Origin of the sequence: Pantoea sp. RIT413 (assembly GCF_003057675.2) — a bacterium.
GTDB lineage: Bacteria > Pseudomonadota > Gammaproteobacteria > Enterobacterales > Enterobacteriaceae > Pantoea > Pantoea eucrina.
On sequence record NZ_QBJB02000008.1, the window covers coordinates 68,287 to 91,721 of the forward strand.

22 protein-coding genes are annotated in these 23,435 nt (G+C 57.8%); 18 read left to right on the forward strand and 4 right to left on the reverse strand.

The window, feature by feature from the left end:
- Window positions 1–461: 461 nt before the first annotated feature.
- The 4 genes from DBY66_RS11940 to glnB all read left to right on the forward strand — a co-directional run bounded on the left by DBY66_RS11940 (window position 462) and on the right by glnB (window position 4,308).
- Window positions 462–1,892, forward strand: coding sequence for a HAMP domain-containing sensor histidine kinase (locus DBY66_RS11940; protein ID WP_108569437.1), 1,431 nt, complete (start codon window positions 462–464; stop codon window positions 1,890–1,892).
- Window positions 1,889–2,560, forward strand: coding sequence for a two-component system QseEF-associated lipoprotein QseG (gene qseG / locus DBY66_RS11945; protein ID WP_039379666.1), 672 nt, complete (start codon window positions 1,889–1,891; stop codon window positions 2,558–2,560). The genes DBY66_RS11940 and qseG overlap by 4 nt, the downstream gene beginning before the upstream one ends.
- A complete protein-coding gene (gene glrR / locus DBY66_RS11950) occupies window positions 2,557–3,888 on the forward strand; it encodes a two-component system response regulator GlrR (protein ID WP_108569438.1) in 1,332 nt (443 codons plus the stop codon). The genes qseG and glrR overlap by 4 nt, the downstream gene beginning before the upstream one ends.
- 81 nt (window positions 3,889–3,969) lie before the next feature.
- Window positions 3,970–4,308, forward strand: coding sequence for a nitrogen regulatory protein P-II (gene glnB / locus DBY66_RS11955; protein WP_007886217.1), 339 nt, complete (start codon window positions 3,970–3,972; stop codon window positions 4,306–4,308).
- Window positions 4,309–4,366: 58 nt separating this feature from the next.
- On the opposite strand, the gene hmpA is transcribed toward glnB, so the two are convergent.
- The gene (hmpA, locus tag DBY66_RS11960) at window positions 4,367–5,551 is read right to left on the reverse strand and encodes an NO-inducible flavohemoprotein (RefSeq protein ID WP_071667890.1); all 1,185 of its coding nucleotides are present in this window, start codon (window positions 5,549–5,551) and stop codon (window positions 4,367–4,369) included.
- Window positions 5,552–5,874: 323 nt separating this feature from the next.
- Between hmpA and glyA the strand changes: the two genes are divergently transcribed.
- Window positions 5,875–7,128: a serine hydroxymethyltransferase gene (gene glyA, locus DBY66_RS11965; RefSeq protein ID WP_039379655.1), complete on the forward strand. Its 1,254-nt coding sequence runs from the start codon at window positions 5,875–5,877 to the stop codon at window positions 7,126–7,128.
- Window positions 7,129–7,294: 166 nt separating this feature from the next.
- On the forward strand, window positions 7,295–8,443 hold the full coding sequence (locus tag DBY66_RS11970; RefSeq protein WP_108569439.1) for a 3-phenylpropionate MFS transporter: 1,149 nt from the start codon (window positions 7,295–7,297) through the stop codon (window positions 8,441–8,443).
- On the opposite strand, the gene csiE is transcribed toward DBY66_RS11970, so the two are convergent.
- Window positions 8,425–9,693, reverse strand: coding sequence for a stationary phase inducible protein CsiE (gene csiE / locus DBY66_RS11975; RefSeq protein WP_071667892.1), 1,269 nt, complete (start codon window positions 9,691–9,693; stop codon window positions 8,425–8,427). The genes DBY66_RS11970 and csiE overlap by 19 nt on opposite strands.
- Window positions 9,694–9,851: 158 nt before the next feature.
- Between csiE and DBY66_RS11980 the strand changes: the two genes are divergently transcribed.
- The 3 genes from DBY66_RS11980 to DBY66_RS11990 all read left to right on the forward strand — a co-directional run bounded on the left by DBY66_RS11980 (window position 9,852) and on the right by DBY66_RS11990 (window position 12,649).
- The gene (locus DBY66_RS11980) at window positions 9,852–10,478 is read left to right on the forward strand and encodes a DUF1007 family protein (protein WP_094112081.1); all 627 of its coding nucleotides are present in this window, start codon (window positions 9,852–9,854) and stop codon (window positions 10,476–10,478) included.
- Window positions 10,469–11,443, forward strand: a complete 975-nt coding sequence (locus DBY66_RS11985) for a nickel/cobalt transporter (protein WP_108569440.1) — start codon at window positions 10,469–10,471, stop codon at window positions 11,441–11,443. Before DBY66_RS11980 ends, DBY66_RS11985 begins: the two co-directional genes overlap by 10 nt.
- A 192-nt stretch (window positions 11,444–11,635) precedes the next feature.
- Window positions 11,636–12,649 (forward strand): TIGR04086 family membrane protein, encoded by a 1,014-nt coding sequence (locus DBY66_RS11990; protein WP_108569441.1) that lies wholly within the window; start codon window positions 11,636–11,638, stop codon window positions 12,647–12,649.
- A 45-nt stretch (window positions 12,650–12,694) separates the two neighbouring features.
- Here DBY66_RS11990 and suhB read toward each other — a convergent pair whose 3' ends face one another.
- A complete protein-coding gene (gene suhB / locus DBY66_RS11995) occupies window positions 12,695–13,498 on the reverse strand; it encodes an inositol-1-monophosphatase (protein WP_039379640.1) in 804 nt (267 codons plus the stop codon).
- A gap of 121 nt (window positions 13,499–13,619) precedes the next feature.
- Between suhB and trmJ the strand changes: the two genes are divergently transcribed.
- The 5 genes from trmJ to sseB all read left to right on the forward strand — a co-directional run bounded on the left by trmJ (window position 13,620) and on the right by sseB (window position 18,515).
- Window positions 13,620–14,363, forward strand: a complete 744-nt coding sequence (gene trmJ / locus DBY66_RS12000) for a tRNA (cytosine(32)/uridine(32)-2'-O)-methyltransferase TrmJ (protein ID WP_039385614.1) — start codon at window positions 13,620–13,622, stop codon at window positions 14,361–14,363.
- A 140-nt stretch (window positions 14,364–14,503) separates the two neighbouring features.
- Complete coding sequence (iscR, locus tag DBY66_RS12005) at window positions 14,504–15,001, forward strand: Fe-S cluster assembly transcriptional regulator IscR (protein ID WP_039379638.1); 498 nt, start codon at window positions 14,504–14,506, stop codon at window positions 14,999–15,001.
- A 178-nt stretch (window positions 15,002–15,179) separates the two neighbouring features.
- Window positions 15,180–16,349: an IscS subfamily cysteine desulfurase gene (locus tag DBY66_RS12010; protein ID WP_108569442.1), complete on the forward strand. Its 1,170-nt coding sequence runs from the start codon at window positions 15,180–15,182 to the stop codon at window positions 16,347–16,349.
- A 60-nt stretch (window positions 16,350–16,409) separates the two neighbouring features.
- On the forward strand, window positions 16,410–17,696 hold the full coding sequence (gene pepB / locus DBY66_RS12015; RefSeq protein ID WP_108569443.1) for an aminopeptidase PepB: 1,287 nt from the start codon (window positions 16,410–16,412) through the stop codon (window positions 17,694–17,696).
- Window positions 17,697–17,747: 51 nt separating this feature from the next.
- On the forward strand, window positions 17,748–18,515 hold the full coding sequence (sseB, locus tag DBY66_RS12020) for an enhanced serine sensitivity protein SseB (protein WP_039379633.1): 768 nt from the start codon (window positions 17,748–17,750) through the stop codon (window positions 18,513–18,515).
- Between the two features lie 143 nt (window positions 18,516–18,658).
- Here the strand turns inward: sseB and sseA are convergent, their stop codons facing one another.
- Complete coding sequence (gene sseA / locus DBY66_RS12025) at window positions 18,659–19,501, reverse strand: 3-mercaptopyruvate sulfurtransferase (RefSeq protein WP_108569603.1); 843 nt, start codon at window positions 19,499–19,501, stop codon at window positions 18,659–18,661.
- Window positions 19,502–19,815: 314 nt separating this feature from the next.
- Between sseA and ndk the strand changes: the two genes are divergently transcribed.
- The 4 genes from ndk to rodZ all read left to right on the forward strand — a co-directional run bounded on the left by ndk (window position 19,816) and on the right by rodZ (window position 23,422).
- Window positions 19,816–20,247, forward strand: a complete 432-nt coding sequence (gene ndk, locus DBY66_RS12030) for a nucleoside-diphosphate kinase (RefSeq protein ID WP_039379630.1) — start codon at window positions 19,816–19,818, stop codon at window positions 20,245–20,247.
- Between the two features lie 186 nt (window positions 20,248–20,433).
- Window positions 20,434–21,603, forward strand: a complete 1,170-nt coding sequence (locus DBY66_RS12035) for a bifunctional tRNA (adenosine(37)-C2)-methyltransferase TrmG/ribosomal RNA large subunit methyltransferase RlmN (protein WP_039379627.1) — start codon at window positions 20,434–20,436, stop codon at window positions 21,601–21,603.
- Between the two features lie 72 nt (window positions 21,604–21,675).
- Window positions 21,676–22,410, forward strand: coding sequence for a type IV pilus biogenesis/stability protein PilW (pilW, locus tag DBY66_RS12040; protein ID WP_108569444.1), 735 nt, complete (start codon window positions 21,676–21,678; stop codon window positions 22,408–22,410).
- On the forward strand, window positions 22,400–23,422 hold the full coding sequence (gene rodZ, locus DBY66_RS12045) for a cytoskeleton protein RodZ (protein WP_108569445.1): 1,023 nt from the start codon (window positions 22,400–22,402) through the stop codon (window positions 23,420–23,422). The genes pilW and rodZ overlap by 11 nt, the downstream gene beginning before the upstream one ends.
- Window positions 23,423–23,435 lie beyond the last annotated feature (13 nt).

Below are 23,435 nucleotides of genomic sequence, written 5' to 3' on the forward strand. Positions count from 1 at the left end.
ACTGTCTCTTTCTGGAGACACTTAACTCTTTGATTTATATTAATCGGAAAAATCCAGGCTAAATGCGTCGCTAAGCAGAGACACTTTTATGCGGTCAGCAGCTCACGGCTACCTGCCGGGCGCAGCGCGGCTATGGCGTCACTCTGATAAATAAAGAGTTTTAAAAAGTGGCACGATAGTTGCTATAATCAGGACGTGGCTCATTCGCCTGTCTGTGATTGCCCCGTAATTTACGGCAGAGCTCACAGAACCCTGAATGACGCACCAAACGGAGCCTGCCGTCCACCTGACCGATAATCGTCTGCATTGCAGCGTTATCAAGCACCGGACGTAACGTTGAGTTAGGCTCCACCTTTTCTGAGCGGCAGACCTTCGGGTCTGCTGTTTGCATTTCCGGCTTTCTAAGCGCGCCAGAGTTAGCTAGCATGCCTGCAGCACACTTTTTACGAGAGCGCGGCAGTATGAGATGGCGTCCGTTTCCCCGATCCCTGCGACAACTGGTTCTAATGGCCTTTTTACTGGTGCTGCTGCCGCTGCTGGTGCTGGCGTGGCAGGCGTGGGAAAGCCTCTCTGCGCTCAGTAATCAGGCGGCAGACACCAATCGCAACACCTTTACCGACGTGCGGCGCAGCGAGGCGATGGCCCGCACCGCCCTGGAGCTTGAGCGCAGCTATCGTCAATATTGCGTGCTCGGTGATGCTGCGCTGGCCAGACTCTATACCACCCAGTGGACGCGCTACGGGCAGATGCTGAACAGCCATGCGGCCAGCCTGCCGGAACTGCCCACGTTTACCCTGCTGCGCAGTACGCTGCCGCAGCTCGCCACGGCCGCCTGCGAAAACGGTAATCCTTCAGCATCCGGTGCCGCCGCGCTGGAGCGCTTTTCTGACGCTAACGCGCGTATGGTGCAGGCGACGCGCGACGTGGTGTTTTCCCGCGGGCTGCAGCTGCAGCGCGATATCGCCGAACGCGGTCAGTTCTTTGGCTGGCAGGCGCTGATCCTGTTCCTGGTTACGCTGATGCTGGTGCTGCTGTTTACCGGCATGATTATCGGGCCGGTAAAGCGCGTGGAGCGGATGATCAACCGGCTGGGGGAAGGGCAGTCGCTGGAAAATAACGTCAGCTTTCGCGGACCGCGTGAGCTGCGCTCGCTGGGACAGCGTATTGCCTGGCTTAGCGAACGGCTGAGCTGGCTGGAGGCGCAGCGACATGAATTTTTACGTCATCTTTCACACGAGCTGAAAACGCCGCTCGCCAGCCTGCGCGAAGGCACAGAGCTGCTGGCCGATGGCGTTGCCGGGCCGCTCAACGCAGAGCAGCAGGAGATCGTCGCTATTCTCGACAGCAGCAGTCGCCATCTGCAGCGCCTGATTGAGCAGCTGCTGGATTACAACCGCAAGCTGAACGAGATGCCGCTTACTCCGGAGCCGGTCGCGCTGGATGCGATCGTGGCGGCTGTCACCCGCGTGCATTCGCTGCCTGCCAGCGCCCGGCGAATAAAAACGCACGTTGATCTGCAGGCCACCCGCTGTCTGGCGGAAGCGACGCTGCTGGAGCGCGTTATCGATAACCTCTACTCGAACGCCGTGAACTATGGTCGTGAATCCGGTAACATCTGGCTGCACAGCCGGCAAAAAGGCGACCGGGTGTGGATTGATGTGGCGAATAGCGGTACTCCGATTCCGCCAGAGGAGCAGGCGATGATCTTCGAACCTTTCTATCAGGGCAGCCAGCAGCGGCAGGGGCCCGTAAAAGGCAGCGGCCTGGGCCTGAGCATTGCAAAAGATTGTCTGCGGCGCATGCAGGGAGACCTGCAGCTGGTCAGTCACAAAGAGGCAGATGTCTGTTTCCGCATTATTTTACCCGCCGGTGCCAGGAAGCCTGAACCATGAAACGCCTTATCAGACAAGCTCTTCTGAGCGTACTTATTTTAAGCGGCGTGAGCGCCTGCCAGCCGCATGCGGTGCCGGTGCCCCAGCGTGAGCATATAAGCGTCACTGAACCCGATACCCGGCTGCCGGACTACCTTACTACCGCCTGTCAGAACGTATGGCCTGCTGAAACCGCAGCGGCGGTAAACAATCCGCTTTACTGGCAGCGAGCGATTGACTGCAGCGAACGGTTTTCGGCGGCTGAAGCCCGCGCAGAGGCCCGCCGCTGGCCGGTGCAGAGCTGGGCGCGCGCCTTCAAGCAGGGCATTCTGCTGGCGAACGGTAACGTCACGCCGGTTGAGCGCCGTCAGTATATCGCCACGCTCGACAGCTACAGCGCAGACTTTCCCGCAACGGTGCGTCCGCTGATCCAGCTGTGGCGCAGTAACCAGGCTGCACAGCTGGAGCTGAGCGAGGCGCGCAGCCGCTACAGCGCGCTGCAGCAGAGTCACGATAGCGAACTGGATGCCCTGCGCCATCAGCAGGCCCGGCTGCATCAGGCGCTGAACGAAACCCAGCGCAAACTGGAGCGGCTGACTGACATAGAGCGCCAGCTTTCATCGCGTAAAGCGCCGGACAGCAGCGACAGCCCGCACGCCGGGGATGAAATCCGGGAGGAGCAGCCATGAGTGCACGTGCCCGTTTACTGCTGGTAGATGATGACCCGGGCCTGCTCAGGCTGCTCGGGATGCGTCTCAGCAGTGAGGGTTTTCAGGTCGCTACCGCCGCCAGCGGGGCTGAGGCGCTGCGTCAGCTGCAGAAAGAGCCCGCGGATGTGGTCATCAGCGATCTGCGTATGGATGAGATGGACGGGCTGGCGCTGTTTGGCGAAATTCAGCGGCGTCACGCCGGGCTGCCGGTCATTATCCTGACCGCGCACGGCTCCATACCCGATGCGGTTTCTGCCACGCAGCAGGGGGTATTCAGCTTTCTCACCAAACCCGTTGATCGCGACGCGCTGTATAAAGCGATCGATGAGGCGCTGGCGCTGCGTGCACCGGTCAGTGACGACCGATGGCGCGAAGCGATTGTCACCCGGAATCCGCTGATGCAGCGGCTGCTGGAGCAGGCGCACATGGTGGCGCAGTCGGACGTCTCCATACTGATCAACGGTCAGAGCGGCACCGGGAAAGAGGTGCTGGCGCAGGCAATTCATGCTGCCAGTCCGCGCGCGGCGAAACCCTTTATCGCCATTAACTGCGGCGCACTGCCGGAGCAGCTGCTGGAGTCAGAGCTGTTTGGCCACGCGCGGGGCGCATTTACCGGCGCGGTCAGCGCGCGCGAAGGATTATTTCAGGCCGCAGAGGGCGGCACGCTGTTTCTGGATGAGATTGGCGATATGCCTCCGGCGCTGCAGATCAAACTGCTGCGCGTGCTGCAGGAGCGCAAAGTGCGTCCGCTTGGCAGTAACCGGGATGTGAAGATCAACGTACGTATCCTTTCTGCCACCCATCGCGACCTGCCAAAAGCGATGGAGAAAAAGAGTTTTCGGGAAGATCTCTACTACCGGCTCAATGTCGTGAATCTTAAACTTCCGGCGCTGCACGAGCGTGCTGAAGATATTCCGCTGCTGGCTAACCATTTACTGCGTCAGGCCGCCGGGCGCCACAAGCCATTTGTCCGCAGCTTCTCTGCCGGTGCAATGAAGCGGCTGGTCAGCGCCAGCTGGCCGGGTAACGTCCGTCAGCTGGTTAACGTTATTGAGCAGTGCGTTGCGCTGACCGTTGCACCCGTGATTGGTGAAGCGCTGGTGGAGCAGGCGCTGTCGGGCGAGAACACCGCGCTGCCCACCTTTGCGGAGGCGCGCAACCAGTTTGAGCTGAACTATCTGCGCAAGCTGCTGCAGATGACCAAAGGCAACGTTACTCACGCCGCGCGTCTTGCTGGACGTAACCGTACCGAGTTCTATAAGCTGCTGTCTCGTCATGAGCTGGACGCCAGCGACTTTAAAGAGTAGTTAGCCGCGCCACCGGCGCCGTTAGCGATATATACTTTCTGTTATCCGTCCGTCATGGAGGGAGCGAAAAAGGGATCTGCGATGAAAAAGATCGATGCAATTATTAAACCATTCAAACTTGATGACGTGCGTGAAGCGCTGGCGGAAGTCGGCATCACCGGGATGACGGTGAGCGAGGTCAAAGGGTTTGGACGTCAGAAAGGCCACACTGAACTCTATCGTGGTGCCGAATATATGGTCGATTTCCTGCCCAAGGTAAAAATCGAGATGGTGGTCGGGGATGACATTGTCGATACCTGCGTGGAAACCATCATGAAAACGGCGCAGACCGGCAAAATCGGCGACGGTAAAATTTTCGTATTTGACGTGGCGCGCGTGGTGCGTATCCGCACCGGCGAAGAGGATGAAGAGGCAATCTGATCCTCTGTCCGGCGTCACAGTAAAAGCCTGCCTGCCGCAGGCTTTTTTATTGCTGCAATTACAGCACCTTGTGCGGGCCGAAAACCTCATAGTGAATGCGTGCGGTATCGACGCCTGCATCCAGCAGCTGGCGAGCGACAAACTGCATAAACGGCAGCGGCCCGCACAGCCAGAACGTGCGGTCCGGCTGGTTCAGCTCCGCTGACACGCAGGCCAGATCCATTACGCCCTCTGCATCATACCGGCCGGCATCGTCGCTGGCAGGCTGGCGATACCAGACGTGGCTGCGAAAGTGCGGCAGGGTGGCGCCCAGCGCGGCAACTTCCCGCGCAAAGGCGTGCTGCGCGCCATTTTCAGCCGCGTGCAGCCAGGTCACGGCTGCCGGATGCTGTTGCTGCGCCAGCACCGCGAGCATCGCTAACATCGGCGTCTGACCGACGCCCGCTGAGATCAGCGTCACCGGCGTCGCTGGTTCTGTCTGCAGCACGACGTCACCCGCCGGCGCGCTGCACTGCACAATATTTCCCACCCGGGCGCAGTCGTGCAGCCAGCCCGACACGGTGCCGTGCGCTTCACGTTTGACAGCAATACGGTAGGCTTTGCCGTCAGGCGCGTGCGTCAGCGAATACTGGCGATGCTGCATAAACCCGTTTTCTGTCAGACGTAGGCTGAGCGTCAGGTATTGTCCCGGCAGAAAATCGGCCACCGGCTGCCCGTCATTGGGAACCAGTTCCAGACTGGTAATCACGCTGCTTTCCGGCGTAATGCGGCGGATACGAAAGTCACGCAGGCCGCGCCAGCCACCACTCTTCTGCTCAGATGCCTGATAGATAGCTTCTTCACGCTGAATAAAGACCTGCGCCAGCAGCGCATACGCTTTGCCCCAGGCTGCAAGTACCTCCTCGTCCGGATTGAGCTGCTCCTTCATGGTGGCCAGCAGCGTGGCGCCTACCAGATCGTACTGTTCAGGCCGGATATTCAGGCTGGCGTGCTTCTGCGCAATTTTCTCGACCGCCGGCAGCAGCGCTGGCAAATCCTCCAGATGGGTGGCGTAAGCGCAAATCGCATTAAACAGAGCTTCACGCTGATCGCCGCTGCGCTGATTGTTCATGTTAAACACGTTTTTCAGTTCAGGATGATCGTTCAGCAGTTTGTGGTAAAAACAGCCGGTAAGAGCGGGTCCCATTTTTGCTATAGCGGGCACGGAAGATTTAATGGTCGCGATAGTCTGAGCGTCAAGCATGGTGTGTTCCTCAGCGGATAACTTAAAATATGTATTTTAAATGCATCTTATGCCACGCTCGTCTGACTGTAAATCGGCAGCAGCGGCTTTTAGCGCGAGCCGGGTACGCATTCCGGGCGGGTTACGCTGATCTTCCGTCTATCCATGCCCTTTTTCTGCGTGCAGCTAAAGCGTAAAAAAGGCGTTCCAGCGGCATGCCAATCGTTTGCGTAAAAAGAGCACCCTGGCGCTATCGTCCCCTGGCAAAACCGTTTACACTGTTGGCCTTCGCCCCTAAGCGGGGGCTTAAATTGCCGTTAAAGTTGCTGAGTCAGGAGATGCGGATGTTAAAGCGTGATATGAACATTGCCGATTATGATGCCGATTTGTGGCAGGCTATGGAGCAGGAGAAAGTGCGTCAGGAAGAGCACATTGAACTGATCGCTTCAGAAAACTACACCAGCCCGCGCGTTATGCAGGCGCAAGGTTCACAGCTCACCAATAAATACGCGGAAGGCTATCCGGGCAAGCGCTACTACGGCGGTTGTGAATATGTTGATATCGTTGAGCAGCTGGCGATCGACCGCGCAAAAGCCCTGTTTGGTGCAGATTTTGCCAACGTTCAGCCTCACTCTGGTTCGCAGGCAAACTTCGCTGTTTACACCGCGCTGCTGCAGCCGGGTGATACCATTCTTGGTATGAATCTGGCGCACGGTGGTCACCTGACCCACGGTTCACCGGTCAATCTTTCCGGAAAACTCTACAACGTTATCCCGTACGGCATCGATGAAACCGGCAAAATCAACTATGACGAACTGGCCGAGCTGGCGCAGACGCATAAGCCAAAAATGATCATCGGCGGCTTTTCTGCCTACTCCGGCGTCTGCGACTGGGCAAAAATGCGTGAAATCGCTGACAGCATCGGCGCCTGGCTGTTTGTGGATATGGCTCACGTGGCAGGTCTGGTGGCAGCTGACGTCTATCCTAACCCGGTTCCGCACGCGCATATCGTGACCACAACTACGCATAAAACGCTGGCGGGTCCGCGTGGCGGCCTGATTCTGGCGCAGGGCGGAGATGAGGATCTGTATAAGAAGCTCAACTCTGCGGTCTTCCCTGGCGGACAGGGCGGCCCACTGATGCACGTCATCGCCGGTAAAGCTGTAGCTTTCAAAGAGGCGATGGAGCCGGAGTTCAAAACCTATCAGCAGCAGGTGGCTAAAAACGCTAAAGCGATGGTTGAAGTCCTGCTGGAGCGCGGTTACAACATCGTTTCCGGCGGTACGTATAACCATCTGTTCCTGATCGATCTGGTGAGCAAAGGCCTGACCGGTAAAGAAGCGGATGCCGCTCTGGGACGTGCAAATATCACCGTGAACAAAAACAGCGTGCCAAACGATCCGAAAAGCCCGTTTGTGACCTCTGGCGTGCGTATTGGTACACCAGCGGTAACCCGTCGCGGCTTCAAAGAAGCAGACGTGCGTGAACTGGCTGGCTGGATCGCCGACGTGCTGGATAACGTGAATGACGAGGCCACCATCGAACGCACCAAACAGAAAGTGCTCGATATCTGTGCCCGTCTGCCCGTTTATGCCTGACAGGTTTTAACGGATGAAAAAAGGATGGCTCCGGCCATCCTTTTTTATTGGTGCATTTTCCACTGCTTAGCGCACGATTGATCCGCTCTGCGGGTTTCTTTTTAGCCGGTGCTTTGCCAAAGTAGCGCCCAAACCGCAGGCAGTGGCGCGCGCCACAGGAGAGAGCATGACCATCGCATCAGCCAGATGGCTGGGACTGAGCTATTTCACCTACTTTTTTTGCTACGGCATCTATTTACCTTTCTGGAGCGTCTGGCTGCAGGGCAGCGGACTCGATGCGGAAAAAATTGGCCTGCTGCTCGGTTGTGGCATGGTCGCGCGCTTCGCCGGCAGCCTGCTTATCGCTTCACAGGTTAAAAATCCGGCTCAGCTGATTGTCGCGCTGCGGCTGCTGGCGCTTCTGACTGCACTGTTCGCTCTCGGCTTCTGGTTCGGCGGCCAGTGGCTCTGGCTGCTGCTGGTCATGGCAGGGTTCAATCTCTTTTTCTCTCCGCTGGTGCCGCTGAGTGATGCGCTGGCGGCAACCTGGACGCGCCAGATTGGGCTGGCCTACGGTCCGGTGCGGCTGTGGGGATCGCTGGCGTTTGTCATCAGCTCGGCGCTCACCGGCATGCTGGTCAGCGCTTATTCTTATCAGGCGGTTTTGATGCTGCTGAGTCTGGGCGTCGTGGCCATGCTGAGCGGGATGCTGCTGCCACCGCAGACGCGTCCGCAGGGTGAGGCGCGACAGGGCGCCAGCGGCGGCTGGGCGGCGTGGCGCGATCTGCTGCGGGAAAAGAGCGTCTGGCGTTTTATGATCTGCGTTACGCTGCTGCAGGGCGCGCATGCCGCCTACTACAGCTTCAGTGCCATCTGGTGGCAGCAGGCGGGCTACTCCGCCTCCGTGGTGGGGTATCTGTGGTCGCTCGGCGTGGTGGCGGAGATTGTAGTCTTTGCCCTCAGTAACCGTCTGTTCAGACGCTGGAGCGCGCGCGATCTGCTGCTGCTTTCCGGCGTCTGCGCGTTGCTGCGCTGGACGCTGCTCGGTGCCACGACCGCGCTGCCGCTGCTGGTTGTCGCACAGATTTTGCACTGCGGCAGTTTTACCATCTGCCACCTGGCGGCGATGCGCTTTATCGCTGCACGCAAAGGCACCGAAGTGATTCGCCTGCAGTCGCTCTACTCGGCGCTGGCGATGGGGGGCGGGATTGCTGTGATGACCATGATCTGCGGCGTCCTGTTTGCCCATTTGCAGGGGCATCTCTTCTGGGTCATGGCGCTGGTAGCGCTGCCGGCGCTGTTCCTGCGTCCTGCGGCTCAGGCGTCCAGCAGCTGAAGAATACGCTGCTGCTGATGATCGCTTAACGGCAGTTCTGCGTGGATCAGCGGCGGCGAAAAGAGCGGCAGCGAAATAGCATAGGGGGTGACCACCAGCGCCACATCGCGCGGTGCGCCCTCGCGCTGGAAGTGCAGCATATCCTGATAGGTTATATTGATCGGCAGCAGCGTCATGTCGCGCAGCTGCTGCTCCAGCAGCTGCTCCAGCGCGGCGTCGACGCCGGTGAGCAGCAGTACCTGCTTCTCCTGCAGCGCGCTCTCCTGCATCATCCAGGCACCAAACAGCACCGCCACCAGGCTGGTCTCTTCCGCGCTGAACTGCGTGCCAAAGTCGCTGCTGAAATGGTACAGCGCGCGCTCGGTGGTGCGCATCAGCCGCGGATAGAGCCGCGCCACATCCAGCGCCACGCTATTATCGATGCCAATAGAAAAATGGCTGCGGTCCAGCGCCTGCGCCAGATGAGTATAGAGCTGGAGCTTCAGCTCATGCTGGTTGCGGATGCGCGTTTTTGCCAGCTGTTCAAAACGCGCAATCAGCGCTTCGGTGGCACTCATCAACCGGTGCGCCTGTGGCACACTCAGCTGGGTGGCATCAGGCGCATGAATCAGACTGAAGAGCAGCGTCCAGAAATCGGTTTCGCTGGCATCGGGCATCAGATGACAGCGTTTCTGCCAGTGGTGAATGACATCGTCTGCTGCGGCACGCTCCGCTTTGTCTGCCAGCCAGCTGCGCTGCCGCTCGCTGAACAGCGCCGCCTGACGCTGACAAAGGGCATACTTCATAAAAATAAGCAGAAAAAGCTGGTCGCGGGGAGAGAAATTGCGCATCAGCCGCAGGCTGCAGTGCTGGATCAGCGCCTGCAGGTTGATCTCATCCCACAGCGCTTTTTCGATCTGCAAAACTTTGAGCCGCTGACGCAGGGCGGGAACAAAATGGTCGCAGACAAACGCCTGCGACAGGCGCAGCGCGCGTCGCAGCCAGTGGATCAGGCAGAGTCTTCTGTCCAGTTCCGTGCCGTGAATGCGAAAGCTGCCATCCACCATCTGATGCAGTTCCAGCTGATGAAAGCGCTGTATCTCATCGCCCACATCCGCGATATCCTGACGGGCAACCGCAGGATCAACGCCGTTCAGCTGGCACAGTTTATCGAGCGTCAGGGCGGGGGCGGGCAGAAATAACAGCAGTAACAGATGGCAACGTCGCTGGGAACGGCTGAAGAGCGGTGCTGTAGCAGGCGCAAAACTCATCACGTATTTTATCCGCAGCTCATTTTTCAGCTAAGAATAGCCAATATCGCGCTGAAATTACGCTATCGGTGCAGACTTTTACTCAGAGCTTCAGGGCGGGTCACAGTTTTTTTCGGGCCACGTAAACCTTTACCTTATAAATTGTTACTTTATAACATATGAAAATTGCGCTTTTACTGGTTACGCTGTTTTTCTCCGCTGCGGCTGCATGCCATCCGCACAGTTTTATTGCGATGAAAGCAGAGCTGAAAAGCCAGAACGATCGGCTGACCGGCATAAAAATGGTCTGGACGATGGACGAAATCACCTCCGCCGACCTGCTTTATGATGCCGGGCAGGCCAGTCCGGGTGATGTGGTATGGAAAAAGCTGGCGGCTCAGGTGATGGCTAACGTACTGGGTCAGCACTATTTTACCGAGCTGTGGCAGGAGAAAACGCGGATAAAATTTCTTAATTTGCCGCAGGAGTACAATTTGTCGCGTAGCGGACATAAGGCCGTGCTCGAATTTATTGTGCCGCTGGGCGAGCCGCAGCCGTTGGCCGGGAAGCGTTACCGTATGCTGACGTTTGATCCCAGCTATTTTGTTGATATGCAGTATGAGACGTCACAGGATATTGCCATGGATGAGAACCTAAAGGCGCACTGCCAGCTGAAGCTTACGACCCCACAGCCGGACGCGTCGCTGCAGCAGTATGCACTGTCGCTGGATAAAGCTGACGCGCCGCCGGAAGATATGGATTTGGGCCGCCAGTTTGCCCAGACGGTGACGCTGATATGTCGCTGAATATTCCGCTCCCTACGCGGCGTCGCTGGCCACTGCCCGCCGCCGGCCTGTTGCTGCTGCTGACCGCAATGCTGCTCTGGCACGCCTGGCCGCACATTCTGTTACAGAGCGTGCTGTGGCAGAAAGCGCTTAACCATTCCCTGACACAGCTGCTGCAGCAGGTCGCAGCACAGCCGCGCCAGGCGGGGATAACGCTGCTGCTGCTGAGCCTGGCGTATGGCGTCCTGCACGCGCTGGGACCGGGGCATGGCAAAGTGGTGATCGCCACTTTTTTAGCGACGCACCCTGCGCAGTTGCGCACCAGCATTCGTCTGACTCTGCTGGCTGCGCTGCTGCAGGGCGGGGTAGCCATTGCCCTGGTGACGCTGATGCTGGTGGTGCTGCAGACCTCATCGCGCCAGCTCCATCTCAGCAGCTACTGGCTGGAAAAGGGGAGCTACCTGCTGGTTATCGCGCTGGGCTGCTGGCTGGGCTGTCGCGCCGTGAAATCGCTGCGGGCAGCCCTGCGTCTGGCAGCGGGCTGGCAGATCCGGGCAATACATACGCAGCATCAGCATGACGCAGCCTGCGCATGTGGCCATACGCATGTACCGGATGCGCATCAGCTGGCGAACGCGGTGAGCTTCAGGACTCAGCTGCTGCTGGTCCTCTCCATGGGCCTGCGCCCCTGTTCAGGGGCGCTGATGATGCTGCTATTCGCTAAAGTGATTGATGTTTATCTTTGGGGCGTGGCCGCTGCGCTGGCGATGGCGCTGGGGACCGCACTGACGGTGTCTCTGCTGGGCATCATGGTTCAGCGTTCGCGCGTGCTGGCAGCGAGATTGAGCCGTTCAGCAGCCGATCAAAAACGGACCGCGGTAGTGATGGCGCTGCTTATGCTGCTGGGAGCCATTGCGCTGATACTGGCCGGAGTACTTCTGTGGCAGAGTGCACTCCCCGCCGCCAACGGCCTGCGCCCCTTTTAACCGGGCCTCAGGATAAACATCCGGCCGCGCGGAATCAGCCGGATGTTTAATTTTCCGCTATCAGAGAAAAATATCCTGCTGTGCACCTCTGGTGTAAATAGCATTCTCTGTCTACGCTAAATGACATCAGCTGAGAATTAACTTTTTTAAAATAAACTTTTATCAGTCGTCGTTTTTTGCGAGGAGAATACCATGCCTGAAATCCGGACTCATAATGGCATCACGGAGACCGTGACCGATACACATGCGGGACTGCCGTTAAAACGCATTTCATGGAGCGCAATATTTGCAGGTGTTATCGCTGCGCTGATTGTTCATATATTACTGGGAGTATTGGGTACGGCAATTGGTGCTACGACCATTGATCCACAGCAGGAGCAAAATCCTCTGGAGCATCTTGGTACTGGCGCGCTGATCTGGACCGGTGCCAGCATGCTGATTGCGATGGCGGTAGGTAGCTATATCGCCGGCCGTCTGGCACAGCGCGAAGGCGCACTGCACGGTTTACTGATGTTTGGTGTCAGTACGCTTATTACTCTGTGGCTGGCTTTCTCTCTGGCAAGCGGTATTATTGGCGGCGCCTTTAATATTCTGGGTTCAGGTGTAAATGCGCTGGGTAATGGTATTTCTTCTGTTGCGCCTTCGCTGACCAATATGGCGAAAGAGAAGCTGCAGGAAAATAATATTAACCTCGACGATCTGCAGAATGAGCTGGAGACCACGCTGCGCCAGACCGGCAAGCCGGAATTACAGCCAGAAAATCTGCAGCAGGATGCAAATAACGAAGCGAACAACGCTGAGAATCAGGCAAAAAATACGGCACAAAATCCGCAGAACGCGGATGCTGATTTGAGCAACTGGTTTAAAGGCGTGCTGAGCCGTCATTCTGATACGCTGCAGGCTGCTGACCGCGATGCGCTGAAAAATATTATCAAAGCGCGTACCGGTAAGAGTGACGAGGAAGCAGAACAGATTGTTAACCAGGCAGAGCAGAGCTATCAGCAGGCGATGCAGAAGTATCAGCAGCTGAAGCAGGAAGCGGAGCAGAAAGCACGTGAAGCAGCAGAACAGGCTGCCGCTGCTACGGCGAAAGCGAGCTGGTTCACCTTCGTCATGCTGATTATCGAAGCCGTGCTGGCAGCGATTCTGGGTGGTGTAGGTCGCCGTACTCAGCCGCGTCAGGTGTTAACGCACGAACGTCGTTAATCAGTACCATTAAAAAAGGCGGCCCGCGGGCCGCCTTTTTTTTGCTTAGCGCTTCAGCGCTTCGCTCAGCTCTTCGCGCATATTAGCCAGCATGGCTTTTACGACGCGCGGATTGCCGGCTACGATGTTACCTGAGTGCAGATAACCGTGGTTGCCGGTGAAGTCAGTCACCAGACCGCCAGCCTCACGTACCAGCAGCTCACCCGCTGCAAAATCCCACGGCTTCAGGCCAATTTCGAAATAGCCATCCACGCGGCCGGCTGCGACATAAGCCAGATCCAGCGCGGCTGAACCGCTGCGACGGAAGTCTGCGCACTGGGTAAACAGTTTGCCAACAATATTGATATATGGCGTCGCGTGCTGCTTAACCTTGAACGGGAAGCCGGTCGCCAGGATGGTGCCATCCAGATCGCGGGCGTTGCTGCCGCGCAGACGATAGCCATTCAGCTGTGCGCCCTGACCGCGTACGGCGGTGAAGAGTTCATTTCGCATTGGATCGTAAACCACAGCCACTTCAGTGCGGCCTTTAATGCGCACGGCAATAGAGACGGAGAAGTGTGGCAGACGTTTGATGAAGTTGGTGGTGCCATCCAGCGGATCGATTACCCATTGAATATCCTGATCCTCACCCGCCAGCTCACCGCTCTCTTCGGTGATGATGGTGTGTTGTGGGTAAGATTTACGAATGACTTCGATAATCAGGCTTTCTGCGTCACGGTCAACATTGGTCACGAAGTCGTTGCTGCCTTTCTGGCTGGCTTCGACAGCGTCCGGGGTTTCGTAATTTTTGGCAATTAAATTTCCGGCCTTGCGCGCTGCGCGCACGGCGATGTTGAGCATCGGATGCATCGGTATCTCTCGCTGGATGTTAAAGAACGGGGAAAACGGCGCGGAGTATAGCAGCGTGTTCAGCAAATGTCCTGCATTTATGTTAGGATGCGCGTCATCATTTTCTCACCCGCTCATAATTATGCTGCAAAATATCCGAATTGTACTGGTTGAAACGTCCCACACCGGCAACATGGGTTCTGTTGCCCGCGCCATGAAAACCATGGGGTTAAGCAACCTTTATCTGGTGAATCCGCTGGTTAAACCTGACTCGCAGGCGATCTCTCTTGCGGCGGGTGCCAGCGACGTTATCGGCAACGCCCGCATTGTTGATACGCTGGATGAGGCGATTGCCGGCTGCAGCCTGGTGGTCGGCACCAGCGCCCGTTCACGGTCGTTGCCATGGCCGATGCTGAATTCACGCGAGTGCGGCATTAAGAGCGTGGAAGAGGGGCAGCAGGCACCGGTCGCGCTGGTATTTGGCCGTGAGCGCGTCGGACTGACCAACGACGAACTGCAGAAGTGCCATTATCACGTAGCTATTCAGGCTAACCCGGAGTACAGCTCGCTGAATCTGGCGATGGCAGTGCAGATTATCGCTTATGAAGTGCGTATGGCGTGGCTGGATGCGCAGGAAAAAGCGGCTCCGCAGCCGGAATATGAAGCCTCACCTTATCCGCTGGTGGACGATCTGGAACGCTTTTATCAGCATATCGAGCAGATGATGCTGGAAAGCGGCTTTATCCGTACCGGCACGCCGAGCCAGGTGATGAGCAAACTGCGCCGCCTCTATACGCGCGCCCGTCCGGAACGCGATGAGCTGAATATTCTGCGCGGCATGCTTTCCTCCTTTGAAAAACCCAAAGGCGATAAGGGTAATAGTTGAGTAAAACGCCAGGTTAAATAGTTGAGTAAATTACTCGGTTAAATAGTTGACCAAAATACTCGGGAATGGCAGACTGCGCTGACTGACATTCCACCGATAACCCGCCTGAGTAAGGGCGGATGCCGACGAGGTTTTACGCTATGAGACTGACATCCAAAGGACGCTATGCCGTTACCGCTATGCTGGACGTAGCCCTGCATTCGCATGAGGGGCCGGTACCGCTGGCGGATATTTCCGAGCGTCAGGGGATTTCACTCTCCTATCTGGAACAGCTGTTCTCGCGTCTGCGTAAGCACGGCCTGGTTGCCAGCGTGCGCGGGCCAGGTGGCGGTTATCTGCTGGGCAAAGATGCTAATGCTATCGCAGTGGGTGCGGTGATCACCGCGGTAGATGAGTCGGTGGATGCGACCAAATGTCAGGGTAAAGAGGGCTGTCAGGGTGGCGAACGCTGCCTGACTCACGTGCTGTGGCGCGATCTCAGCGAGCGCATCAGCGATTTCCTGAACAATATTACGCTGGCTGAGCTGGTGAATAATCAGGAAATCCTTGATGTTGCCGATCGTCAGAACAGCGTGGATAACCGTCGTTTTCAGCAGCATCGCGTGCAGGAAACCATCAACGTTAATCTGCGTGCCTGATCGCAATCCTATTGCCTGACTGAAGACTGACTTTTACAAAGCCCCGGGCGCTTAGCGATGAAGCCCCCGGGGCTTTGTGCTGTTAGCGCTCCCGTCACCGGCCGCATGACCGGTTTACTCTCTGCAGGCTGAATCATGCTATAAAGACCTGTGTTTTATTTTACGGAGTTACAGCGCCATGAAATTACCGATCTATCTGGATTACGCAGCGACCACGCCTGTGGATCCACGGGTCGCCAGCAGAATGATGCAGTGTCTGACGCTGGATGGCACCTTCGGTAATCCCGCATCCCGTTCCCACCGCTTTGGCTGGCAGGCTGAAGAGGTCGTTGATGTTGCCCGCAATCAGATTGCGGCGCTGGTTAACGCCGATCCGCGCGAAATAGTCTTTACTTCCGGCGCGACCGAAGCGGATAACCTCGCCATTAAAGGGGCAGCACACGCCCGTCAGGCGCGCGGACGGCATATTATTACCAGCCAGACGGAACATAAAGCGGTACTCGATAGCTGTCTGCAGCTGGTGCGCGAAGGGTTTGATGTGACCTGGCTGACGCCCGGAAGCGACGGTATTGTCACGCCGGATATGCTGGCTGCCGCGCTGCGCGACGATACCGTGCTGGTGTCGCTGATGCACATGAACAACGAAACGGGTGTCATCCAGGATATTGCGGCGCTGGGCGCGCTCTGTCACGCGCGTGACATTTTGTTCCACGTGGATGCCACGCAGAGCGTGGGCAAGCTGCCGCTTGACGTCAGCACGCTGCCGGTGGATCTGATGTCGTTCTCGGCGCATAAGCTTTACGGACCGAAAGGCATCGGTGCGCTCTGGGTGCGCCGCAAGCCGCAGGTGAAGATTGACGCACAGATGCATGGCGGCGGGCACGAGCGCGGTATGCGTTCAGGAACGCTGCCGGTGCATCAGATTGTCGGTATGGGTGAAGCCTATGCGCTGGCAGGCGAGGTGATGGCAGAGGAGATGACGCGACTCGCCACGCTGCGTCAGCGGCTCTGGCAGGGCATCAGCCAGCTGAGCGGCGTACAGCTTAACGGCTCGCTGGCGCACAGCGCACCAAATATCCTCAATATCAGCTTTGCGCAGGTTGAGGGTGAAACGCTGATTATGGCGCTGAAAGATCTGGCGCTTTCATCCGGCTCAGCCTGTACCTCGGCGAGTCTGGAACCCTCCTATGTGCTGCGCGCAATGGGCGTTGAGCCGGAGCTGGCCTACAGCTCGCTGCGCTTTTCGCTGGGGCGTTTCACTACGCAGGAGGAGATTGACTACGCGATTGCGCTGGTCAATAAAGCCGTCAGCCGGATGCGGGCCGTTGCCCCGGCAGCCGCCCGCTGATCCATGCCACTCCGCGCCGGTCTGGCGTGGAATAAGACCAAACGTAAACGGAGCGACGCGATGACAACACAACCGATGAATATTACGCTCAGCACGCAGCCTGCTGATGCGCGCTGGGGCGAAAAAGCCCTGCTGAGCAGCAGCGAGAGTGGTATGACGCTGCACCTTACGGGCAGTGATGCGCTGCTGACGATTCAGCGCGCGGCGCGCAAGCTCGACAGCCAGGGCATCCGTCACGTTGCGCTGTGCGGTGACGACTGGGATCTGGAAAAGTGCTGGGCATTCTGGCAGGGCTATCGCAGCCCGAAAGGCGCGCGCCAGGTGGAATGGCCGACGCTCAGCGACAGCGATCGCGCTGAATTCGATCGTCGTCTGCAGATTATTGACTGGGTGCGCGATACCATTAACCTGCCCGCGGAAGACCTGAGCCCGGAACAGCTGGCGCACAGCGCTATCGATCTGATCAGAGACGCGGGTGGCGATGCCGTCAGCTATCGCATCACTAAAGGCGAAGATCTGCGCGAGCAGGGGTATAGCGGTATCCATATCGTTGGGCGTGGCTCGTCGCGCGTGCCGGTACTGCTGGCGCTTGATTTCAACCCGACCGGTGACGCAGATGCGCCGGTTTACGCCTGTCTGGTCGGTAAAGGGATCACCTTTGATACCGGCGGCTACAGCCTGAAGCAGAGCGCATTTATGGACTCTATGAAGTCCGATATGGGCGGAGCGGCGACCGTCACCGGCGCGCTGGCGCTGGCGATTGCCCGCGGGCTGACGAAGCGCGTAAAACTCTATCTCTGCTGTGCCGATAACATGGTCAGCGGCAACGCATTCCGTCTTGGCGATATCATCCGCTACCGCAACGGTAAAACCGTTGAGGTGATGAACACCGATGCGGAAGGGCGTCTGGTGCTGGCGGATGGCCTGATTGACGCCAGCGAGCAGAAGCCGGAGCTGCTGATTGATGCTGCCACGCTGACCGGCGCAGCCAAAACGGCGCTCGGCAACGACTATCATGCGCTGTTTACCTTCGACGATGTGCTGGCTGAGTCGCTGCTGGGCAGCGCCACCGGCGAAAATGAAGCGTTCTGGCGTCTGCCGCTGGCGGAGTTCCACCGCAGCCATCTGCCGTCAAATTTTGCCGATCTCAACAACATCGCCAGCCCGGCTCACGCCGCCGGCGCCAGCAGCGCGGCCGCATTCCTCTCGTGGTTTGTTGAAAAATATCAGCAGGGCTGGCTGCATATCGACTGCTCCGCCACCTACCGCAAAAGCGCGGTGGATCAGTGGTCAGCAGGCGCAACCGGACTCGGCGTGCGTACCCTTGCCAACCTGTTACTGAAATAATCCCGCTTCGGGCAGGCTGGCTCCTGCCCGCTTTTTTGGAATGAAACACGCATGAGTAATCGTCTTGAAGAGGTGCTGAAGCTGGCGGCCACCGAGCCGGCGCATCGCCCGGAGTTTTTTCAGCTGTTGCTGGCCGCAGATGTCTGGGTGCCAGGCGAAAGCCCGGCTGAACAGTTTAACGCGACCTCGCCCGTCGAGTTACAGCACTGGGAGAAAGAGGGAGGCGGTAGCGTGATCCCGTTCTTCAGCTCTGAGGCGGCTATGCGCGAAGCGATAACGGATGAACAGCCGTGGCTGCGCCTGCCGGCGCGTACGCTGTTTGAGATGACGCTGGGGGAAGCGCTGTTTCTGAACCCGAAATTACCAGCGGGTAAAGAGTTTACGCCGGGTGAAATCGCGCATCTGCTGGGTGAGGAGGGAAGTGCGCTGAGCCAGCAGACAGTGCTGGAGGGCGGCCACGCGCTGCTGCTGTCGGAGGTAGCTGAGCCGCCGGCACAGATGATCGACTCCCTGACCCAGCTGTTTGCTAAATATAAACAGGTGCGCCGCGCCTACATTGCCAGCCTGCGTGAAAGCGTGAACGAAGCGCCTAATCTGCTGATTGGTATAGAAGCTGACAGTGATATCGATGAAATTATTCAGGCCGCAGGCAGCGTGGCGACCGATACGCTGACCGATGATGCTCCTGTTGATATCTGCGAAGTGGATGCCGGACAGCATGGCGTCAGCCATTTTTTTACCGCGCATATCACGCCATTTTATGAGCGGCGCTGGGGCAGTTTCCTGCGCGATTTTAAAGGCAGCCAGCGCATCATTTAACCATCGTATGTTGATGCATATGGCCCTGGCCCGCGCATAACGCGGGAATTCCCCGTAGGGGCGCCATTAATGGCGCCCTGGTTTCAGGCGGGTGCGGATCCTGTAGGGGCGCCATTCATGGCGCCCTGGTTTCAGGCAGGTGACTATTTTTCAATCGGTAAATCGTCGCGGCTGCCCCATTCGCCCCAGGAGCCGTCATAGAGCGTTGCGTCGCGGACGCCCAGCGCCGTCAGCGCCAGAATCAGCACCACCGCCGTTACGCCCGAGCCGCAGCTGGCAACGATGGGCTTATCCAGCGCCACGCCTGCCTGCGCAAACTGCTGACGCAGCTCGGCGGCGGGTTTCAGCGCGCCATTCTCCACCAGACTGTTCCATGGCAGATTCAGGCTGTGCGGAATATGTCCGCGCAGCAGGCCGGGACGCGGCTCATCCACCTCAGCGTTAAAGCGGTTTGCCGCGCGCGCGTCCACAATCTGCGCGCCTCCTTCATGGCTGAGCAGCAGTACATCGTTCAGTCGCTTCACCTGACTGCTGTCGAAGTGTGCCGCGAAGTCACCTTCCGGCAGCGCCACCGGGCCATCTGCGGTAGTCAAACCTGCGGCTTTCCAGCCCTGCAGACCGCCGGCCAGAATGGAGATGCGCTGACAGCCAAAGGTGCGCAGCATCCACCAGGCGCGCGGGGCAGAGAAGAGATTACCCTCGTCATACACAATCAGATGCTTATCCTGCACTACCCCCAGCTCGCGCATTGCGACAGCAAAACTCTCCGGGCGGGGCATCATATGCGGGTAAGGGCTGGTGTGATCGGAAAGCGCTTCAATATTAAAGAAAGCTGCCTGCGGCAGGTGACTGGCCAGATACTCTGCGGTGACATCGCGCACTGCATCCTGACCCGGCGGAACCATGCGCGCATCCAGCACCTGTACTTCTTCATCACCGTAGTGCTCATGCAGCCACTCAGCAGATACAAACAGGGGAACCGTCATTGCCATCTTCTCTCTTCTTGCGGAAAAGGTCAGTCTCCGGGAATGTGCAGGCTATCTCAAGCCCGCAATGGCTAAAGTGAGCGCCACGGGATGAAAATGCAGCATCTGTTCTGCTGAAGATATCCGGCCTGCAGCACAGAGCGTAAACCCGTGGCGGGTGCGTCACGGTGCAGCCTGCACCGCAAAAAGTAATTATTTTCAATAATTCCACCAATCACTCATAGGCAACACGCGTCGATCTCCCTATAATCGGCGCGTTTTTCTTACCGGGAGAGGGTTCCCGGTTTATTCAGGATGCTAATTCAGAGGTAATCATGGCAATCGAACGTACTTTCTCCATCATTAAACCAAACGCCGTTGCTAAGAACGTTATCGGTGCTATCTACAACCGTTTTGAGAGCGCGGGCTTCAAAATTGTTGGCGCAAAAATGCTGCACCTGACCAAAGAGCAGGCTGAAGGCTTCTACGCTGAGCACAAAGGCCGTCCATTCTTTGATGGTCTGGTTGAGTTCATGACCTCTGGCCCGGTAGTGGTTTCTGTTCTGGAAGGCGAAAATGCCGTTCAGCGTCACCGTGATCTGATGGGTGCGACCAACCCGGACAACGCACTGGCAGGCACCCTGCGTGCAGATTACGCAGACAGCTTCACCGAAAACGCGACCCACGGTTCTGACTCTGCAGAGTCAGCTGCCCGTGAAATCGCTTACTTCTTCGCTGAAAACGAAGTCTGCGCGCGCACCCGCTAAGTGCATTGCGGCTGAAGCGGACAGGGGAGTTTACACCTTTTACGCTGGCGTAAAACGGTTACCCTGGCATCGTGCCGCAGTTATAGTACAATAATGCGCCCCTGTTGAGCCTGACTCAGCCGGGGCGCTGTTTTTTCTTCTTCCTAACCAGAGCCGTAACGTGTAACAACGAGGCCAGAGATTATTATGTCCGAACAGATTGTGACGCCAGCTGACGCGTCCCCCGCCGTGGTTTCTCCTAAAAACGAAAAAATTAACCTGCTCGATCTCAATCGTCAGCAGATGCGTGAATTTTTTATCGAAATGGGCGAGAAGCCGTTCCGTGCCGATCAGGTCATGAAGTGGATTTACCACTACTGCTGCGACGATTTCGAGCAGATGACGGATATCAACAAAGTGCTGCGCGGCAAGCTGATGCAGCGCGCAGAGATCCGCGCGCCGGAAGTAGCGGAGGAGATGCGCTCCAGCGACGGCACCATCAAATGGGCGATTCGCGTAGGCGATCAGCTGGTGGAGACGGTCTATATTCCGGAGGCGGAGCGCGCCACGCTGTGCGTCTCTTCTCAGGTAGGCTGCGCGCTGGAGTGCAAATTTTGCTCTACGGCGCAGCAGGGTTTTAACCGCAACCTGCGCGTTTCCGAAATTATTGGTCAGGTATGGCGCGCGGCCAAAATTATTGGCGCCGCGAAAGTCACCGGCCAGCGCCCTATCACCAACGTGGTGATGATGGGCATGGGTGAGCCGCTGCTCAACCTGAACAACGTCGTGCCGGCGATGGATATTATGCTGGATGATTTTGGCTTTGGCCTCTCCAAGCGCCGCGTCACGCTCTCCACCTCAGGCGTTGTGCCCGCGCTGGATAAGCTTGGCGATATGATTGACGTAGCGCTGGCGATCTCGCTGCACGCGCCAAACGATACCATTCGCGATGAAATTGTCCCGATCAACAAAAAATATAATATCGAAACCTTCCTGGCGGCGGTGAAGCGCTATATCGGCAAATCCAATGCCAATCAGGGCCGCGTGACCATTGAGTATGTGATGCTGGACCATATCAACGACAGCACCGACAATGCGCATGAGCTGGCGGCGCTGCTGAAAGATACGCCCTGCAAGATCAACCTGATCCCATGGAACCCCTTCCCGGGTGCACCTTATGGCCGCAGCTCCAACAGCCGTATCGATCGCTTCTCCAAAGTGCTGATGGACTATGGCTTTACCACTATCGTGCGTAAAACCCGCGGCGATGATATCGATGCGGCCTGCGGCCAGCTGGCAGGCGATGTGATCGACCGTACCAAGCGTACGCTGCGTAAAAAGATGGCGGGTGACGCTATCTCTGTGAAGGCGATCTGAAACCGCACGCCCGCCGATTCGCTGCGGGCGTAAAGCGTGGCACTCTCCCGGTTTATTCGCAGGGAGAGCGCTATGCTAAAAGGATTAGGTATTGCCGTTGCGGCAGGCTTTGTTGTAACCGGGTGTGTCACCGGCCCGTCATCACATCGTGCGGCGGATATTCGTCTGCAGCTGGGACTGCACTATTTAGCCGCAAATAATTTAGCGGCTGCTGAACGCAATCTGCTGCAGGCGCAGCGCGTGGCTCCTGAAGATTACCGCGTGCCCCTGGCGCTGGCGCGGGTCGCTCAGGCGCAGAAGAATAGTATACAGACGCGCCGGTACTACCAGCGGGCACAACAGTTAGCGCCCGCTAATGGTTATGTCGCTAACAATTACGGTGCGTTTCTCTGCAGATTAGGGCAGTATGGCGAAGCGCATCAACAGTTTAAGCTGGCAAGTGCGGCGCCGGAGAGCGATGCCCGTCAGGATCTCCTTCTGATTTCAGGCTATTGTTATCTGCAGGCGGGCGACGAGGCCGCCGGGCGCAAACGGCTGCTGCAGGCGCTGGAAGCCGCACCTGAGCAGGGAAACTGGCTGCTGGAGGAGGGCGAACGGCAGCTGGTGCAGCCGGCAGGAAAAATGCTTCCCGTGCTTTTAGAACTCTACCATCAGCGTCTGCCCGCAACGGCAGAGAGTCTGTGGTTACAGATACGTTTCGCCGCGCAACAGGGAAACGCTGCTGACGTTACACGTTATGGCGACCGGTTGGCGCGAAGTTTTCCACAATCGATACAGTACCAGCGTTATTTAGCTAATGAATACTGAAGCCACTCAAGAAAAATCTGCAGTACATTCCACAGGTGAACGCCTGCGTCTGGCCCGTGAGCAGATGGGGCTGACGCAGCAAAACGTCGCTGAGCGCCTGTGCCTGAAACTTTCTACCGTGCGTGACATTGAAGAGGATAAGTCGCCGGCCGATCTCGCATCGACCTTTCTGCGCGGTTATATTCGCTCCTATGCCCGCCTGGTTCATGTACCGGAAGACGATCTGCTGCCGATGATGGCAAAGCAGGCGCCGGTGCGCGCGGCCAAAATCGCGCCGATGCAGAGCTTCTCGCTGGGCAAGCGCCGCAAAAAGCGCGATGGCTGGCTGATGATCTTTACCTGGCTGGTGGCGTTTGTTGTTATTGGCCTGACCGGCGCCTGGTGGTGGCAGAATCACAAGGCTTCGCAGGACGATCTGGTCTCAATGGCCGATCAGAACGGCAGCAGCGACGGCGGTCAGTCTATTCCGCTGGGCGATACCAGCACCGACAGCACCAGTGACAGCGACACCAATGCCGCCGGCACGCCGGTTGATAACGGTGCCGGCGCGGTGACCTCACAGAGCAGCACCGCTGGCAGCGCGGATAACAGCAGCCGCGCGCCGGTGGCCTCTTCGGCCACCTCTGGTGATAACGCGGTCGTTTCTCCTTCGCAGGCGCCGGTTGATAACGCGCCGCCAGCGGCCACCTCACCGGCACCGGCCAACAGTGTCGCAGCTGGCAGCATGCCAACCGCGAGCGCGGCTGTCAGCCAGCCCGCAGGCGATCCCAACGCTGTTGTCATGAATTTCAAGGCCGACTGCTGGCTGGAAGTCAGCGATGCAACTGGCAAAAAACTGTTCAGCGGTATACAGCGCAGCGGTGGCAAGCTCAGCCTCTCCGGCACGCCTCCGTATCGTCTGAAAATTGGCGCACCGCGTGCGGTTGACGTGCAATATCAGAATCAGCCCGTTGATTTAAGTCGTTTTATCCGTAATAACCAGGTTGCCCGTCTGACGCTGGGTGCGCAATAACGCGCAGCGCGCT

Coding starts and splice junctions, on each gene's coding strand:
- DBY66_RS11940 (WP_108569437.1), top strand. CDS start 462: ATGAGATGGCGTCCGTTTCCCCGATCCCTGCGACAACTGGTTCTAATG.
- qseG (WP_039379666.1), top strand. CDS start 1,889: ATGAAACGCCTTATCAGACAAGCTCTTCTGAGCGTACTTATTTTAAGC.
- glrR (WP_108569438.1), top strand. CDS start 2,557: ATGAGTGCACGTGCCCGTTTACTGCTGGTAGATGATGACCCGGGCCTG.
- glnB (WP_007886217.1), top strand. CDS start 3,970: ATGAAAAAGATCGATGCAATTATTAAACCATTCAAACTTGATGACGTG.
- hmpA (WP_071667890.1), bottom strand. CDS start 5,551: ATGCTTGACGCTCAGACTATCGCGACCATTAAATCTTCCGTGCCCGCT.
- glyA (WP_039379655.1), top strand. CDS start 5,875: ATGTTAAAGCGTGATATGAACATTGCCGATTATGATGCCGATTTGTGG.
- DBY66_RS11970 (WP_108569439.1), top strand. CDS start 7,295: ATGACCATCGCATCAGCCAGATGGCTGGGACTGAGCTATTTCACCTAC.
- csiE (WP_071667892.1), bottom strand. CDS start 9,693: ATGAGTTTTGCGCCTGCTACAGCACCGCTCTTCAGCCGTTCCCAGCGA.
- DBY66_RS11980 (WP_094112081.1), top strand. CDS start 9,852: ATGAAAATTGCGCTTTTACTGGTTACGCTGTTTTTCTCCGCTGCGGCT.
- DBY66_RS11985 (WP_108569440.1), top strand. CDS start 10,469: ATGTCGCTGAATATTCCGCTCCCTACGCGGCGTCGCTGGCCACTGCCC.
- DBY66_RS11990 (WP_108569441.1), top strand. CDS start 11,636: ATGCCTGAAATCCGGACTCATAATGGCATCACGGAGACCGTGACCGAT.
- suhB (WP_039379640.1), bottom strand. CDS start 13,498: ATGCATCCGATGCTCAACATCGCCGTGCGCGCAGCGCGCAAGGCCGGA.
- trmJ (WP_039385614.1), top strand. CDS start 13,620: ATGCTGCAAAATATCCGAATTGTACTGGTTGAAACGTCCCACACCGGC.
- iscR (WP_039379638.1), top strand. CDS start 14,504: ATGAGACTGACATCCAAAGGACGCTATGCCGTTACCGCTATGCTGGAC.
- DBY66_RS12010 (WP_108569442.1), top strand. CDS start 15,180: ATGAAATTACCGATCTATCTGGATTACGCAGCGACCACGCCTGTGGAT.
- pepB (WP_108569443.1), top strand. CDS start 16,410: ATGACAACACAACCGATGAATATTACGCTCAGCACGCAGCCTGCTGAT.
- sseB (WP_039379633.1), top strand. CDS start 17,748: ATGAGTAATCGTCTTGAAGAGGTGCTGAAGCTGGCGGCCACCGAGCCG.
- sseA (WP_108569603.1), bottom strand. CDS start 19,501: ATGACGGTTCCCCTGTTTGTATCTGCTGAGTGGCTGCATGAGCACTAC.
- ndk (WP_039379630.1), top strand. CDS start 19,816: ATGGCAATCGAACGTACTTTCTCCATCATTAAACCAAACGCCGTTGCT.
- DBY66_RS12035 (WP_039379627.1), top strand. CDS start 20,434: ATGTCCGAACAGATTGTGACGCCAGCTGACGCGTCCCCCGCCGTGGTT.
- pilW (WP_108569444.1), top strand. CDS start 21,676: ATGCTAAAAGGATTAGGTATTGCCGTTGCGGCAGGCTTTGTTGTAACC.
- rodZ (WP_108569445.1), top strand. CDS start 22,400: ATGAATACTGAAGCCACTCAAGAAAAATCTGCAGTACATTCCACAGGT.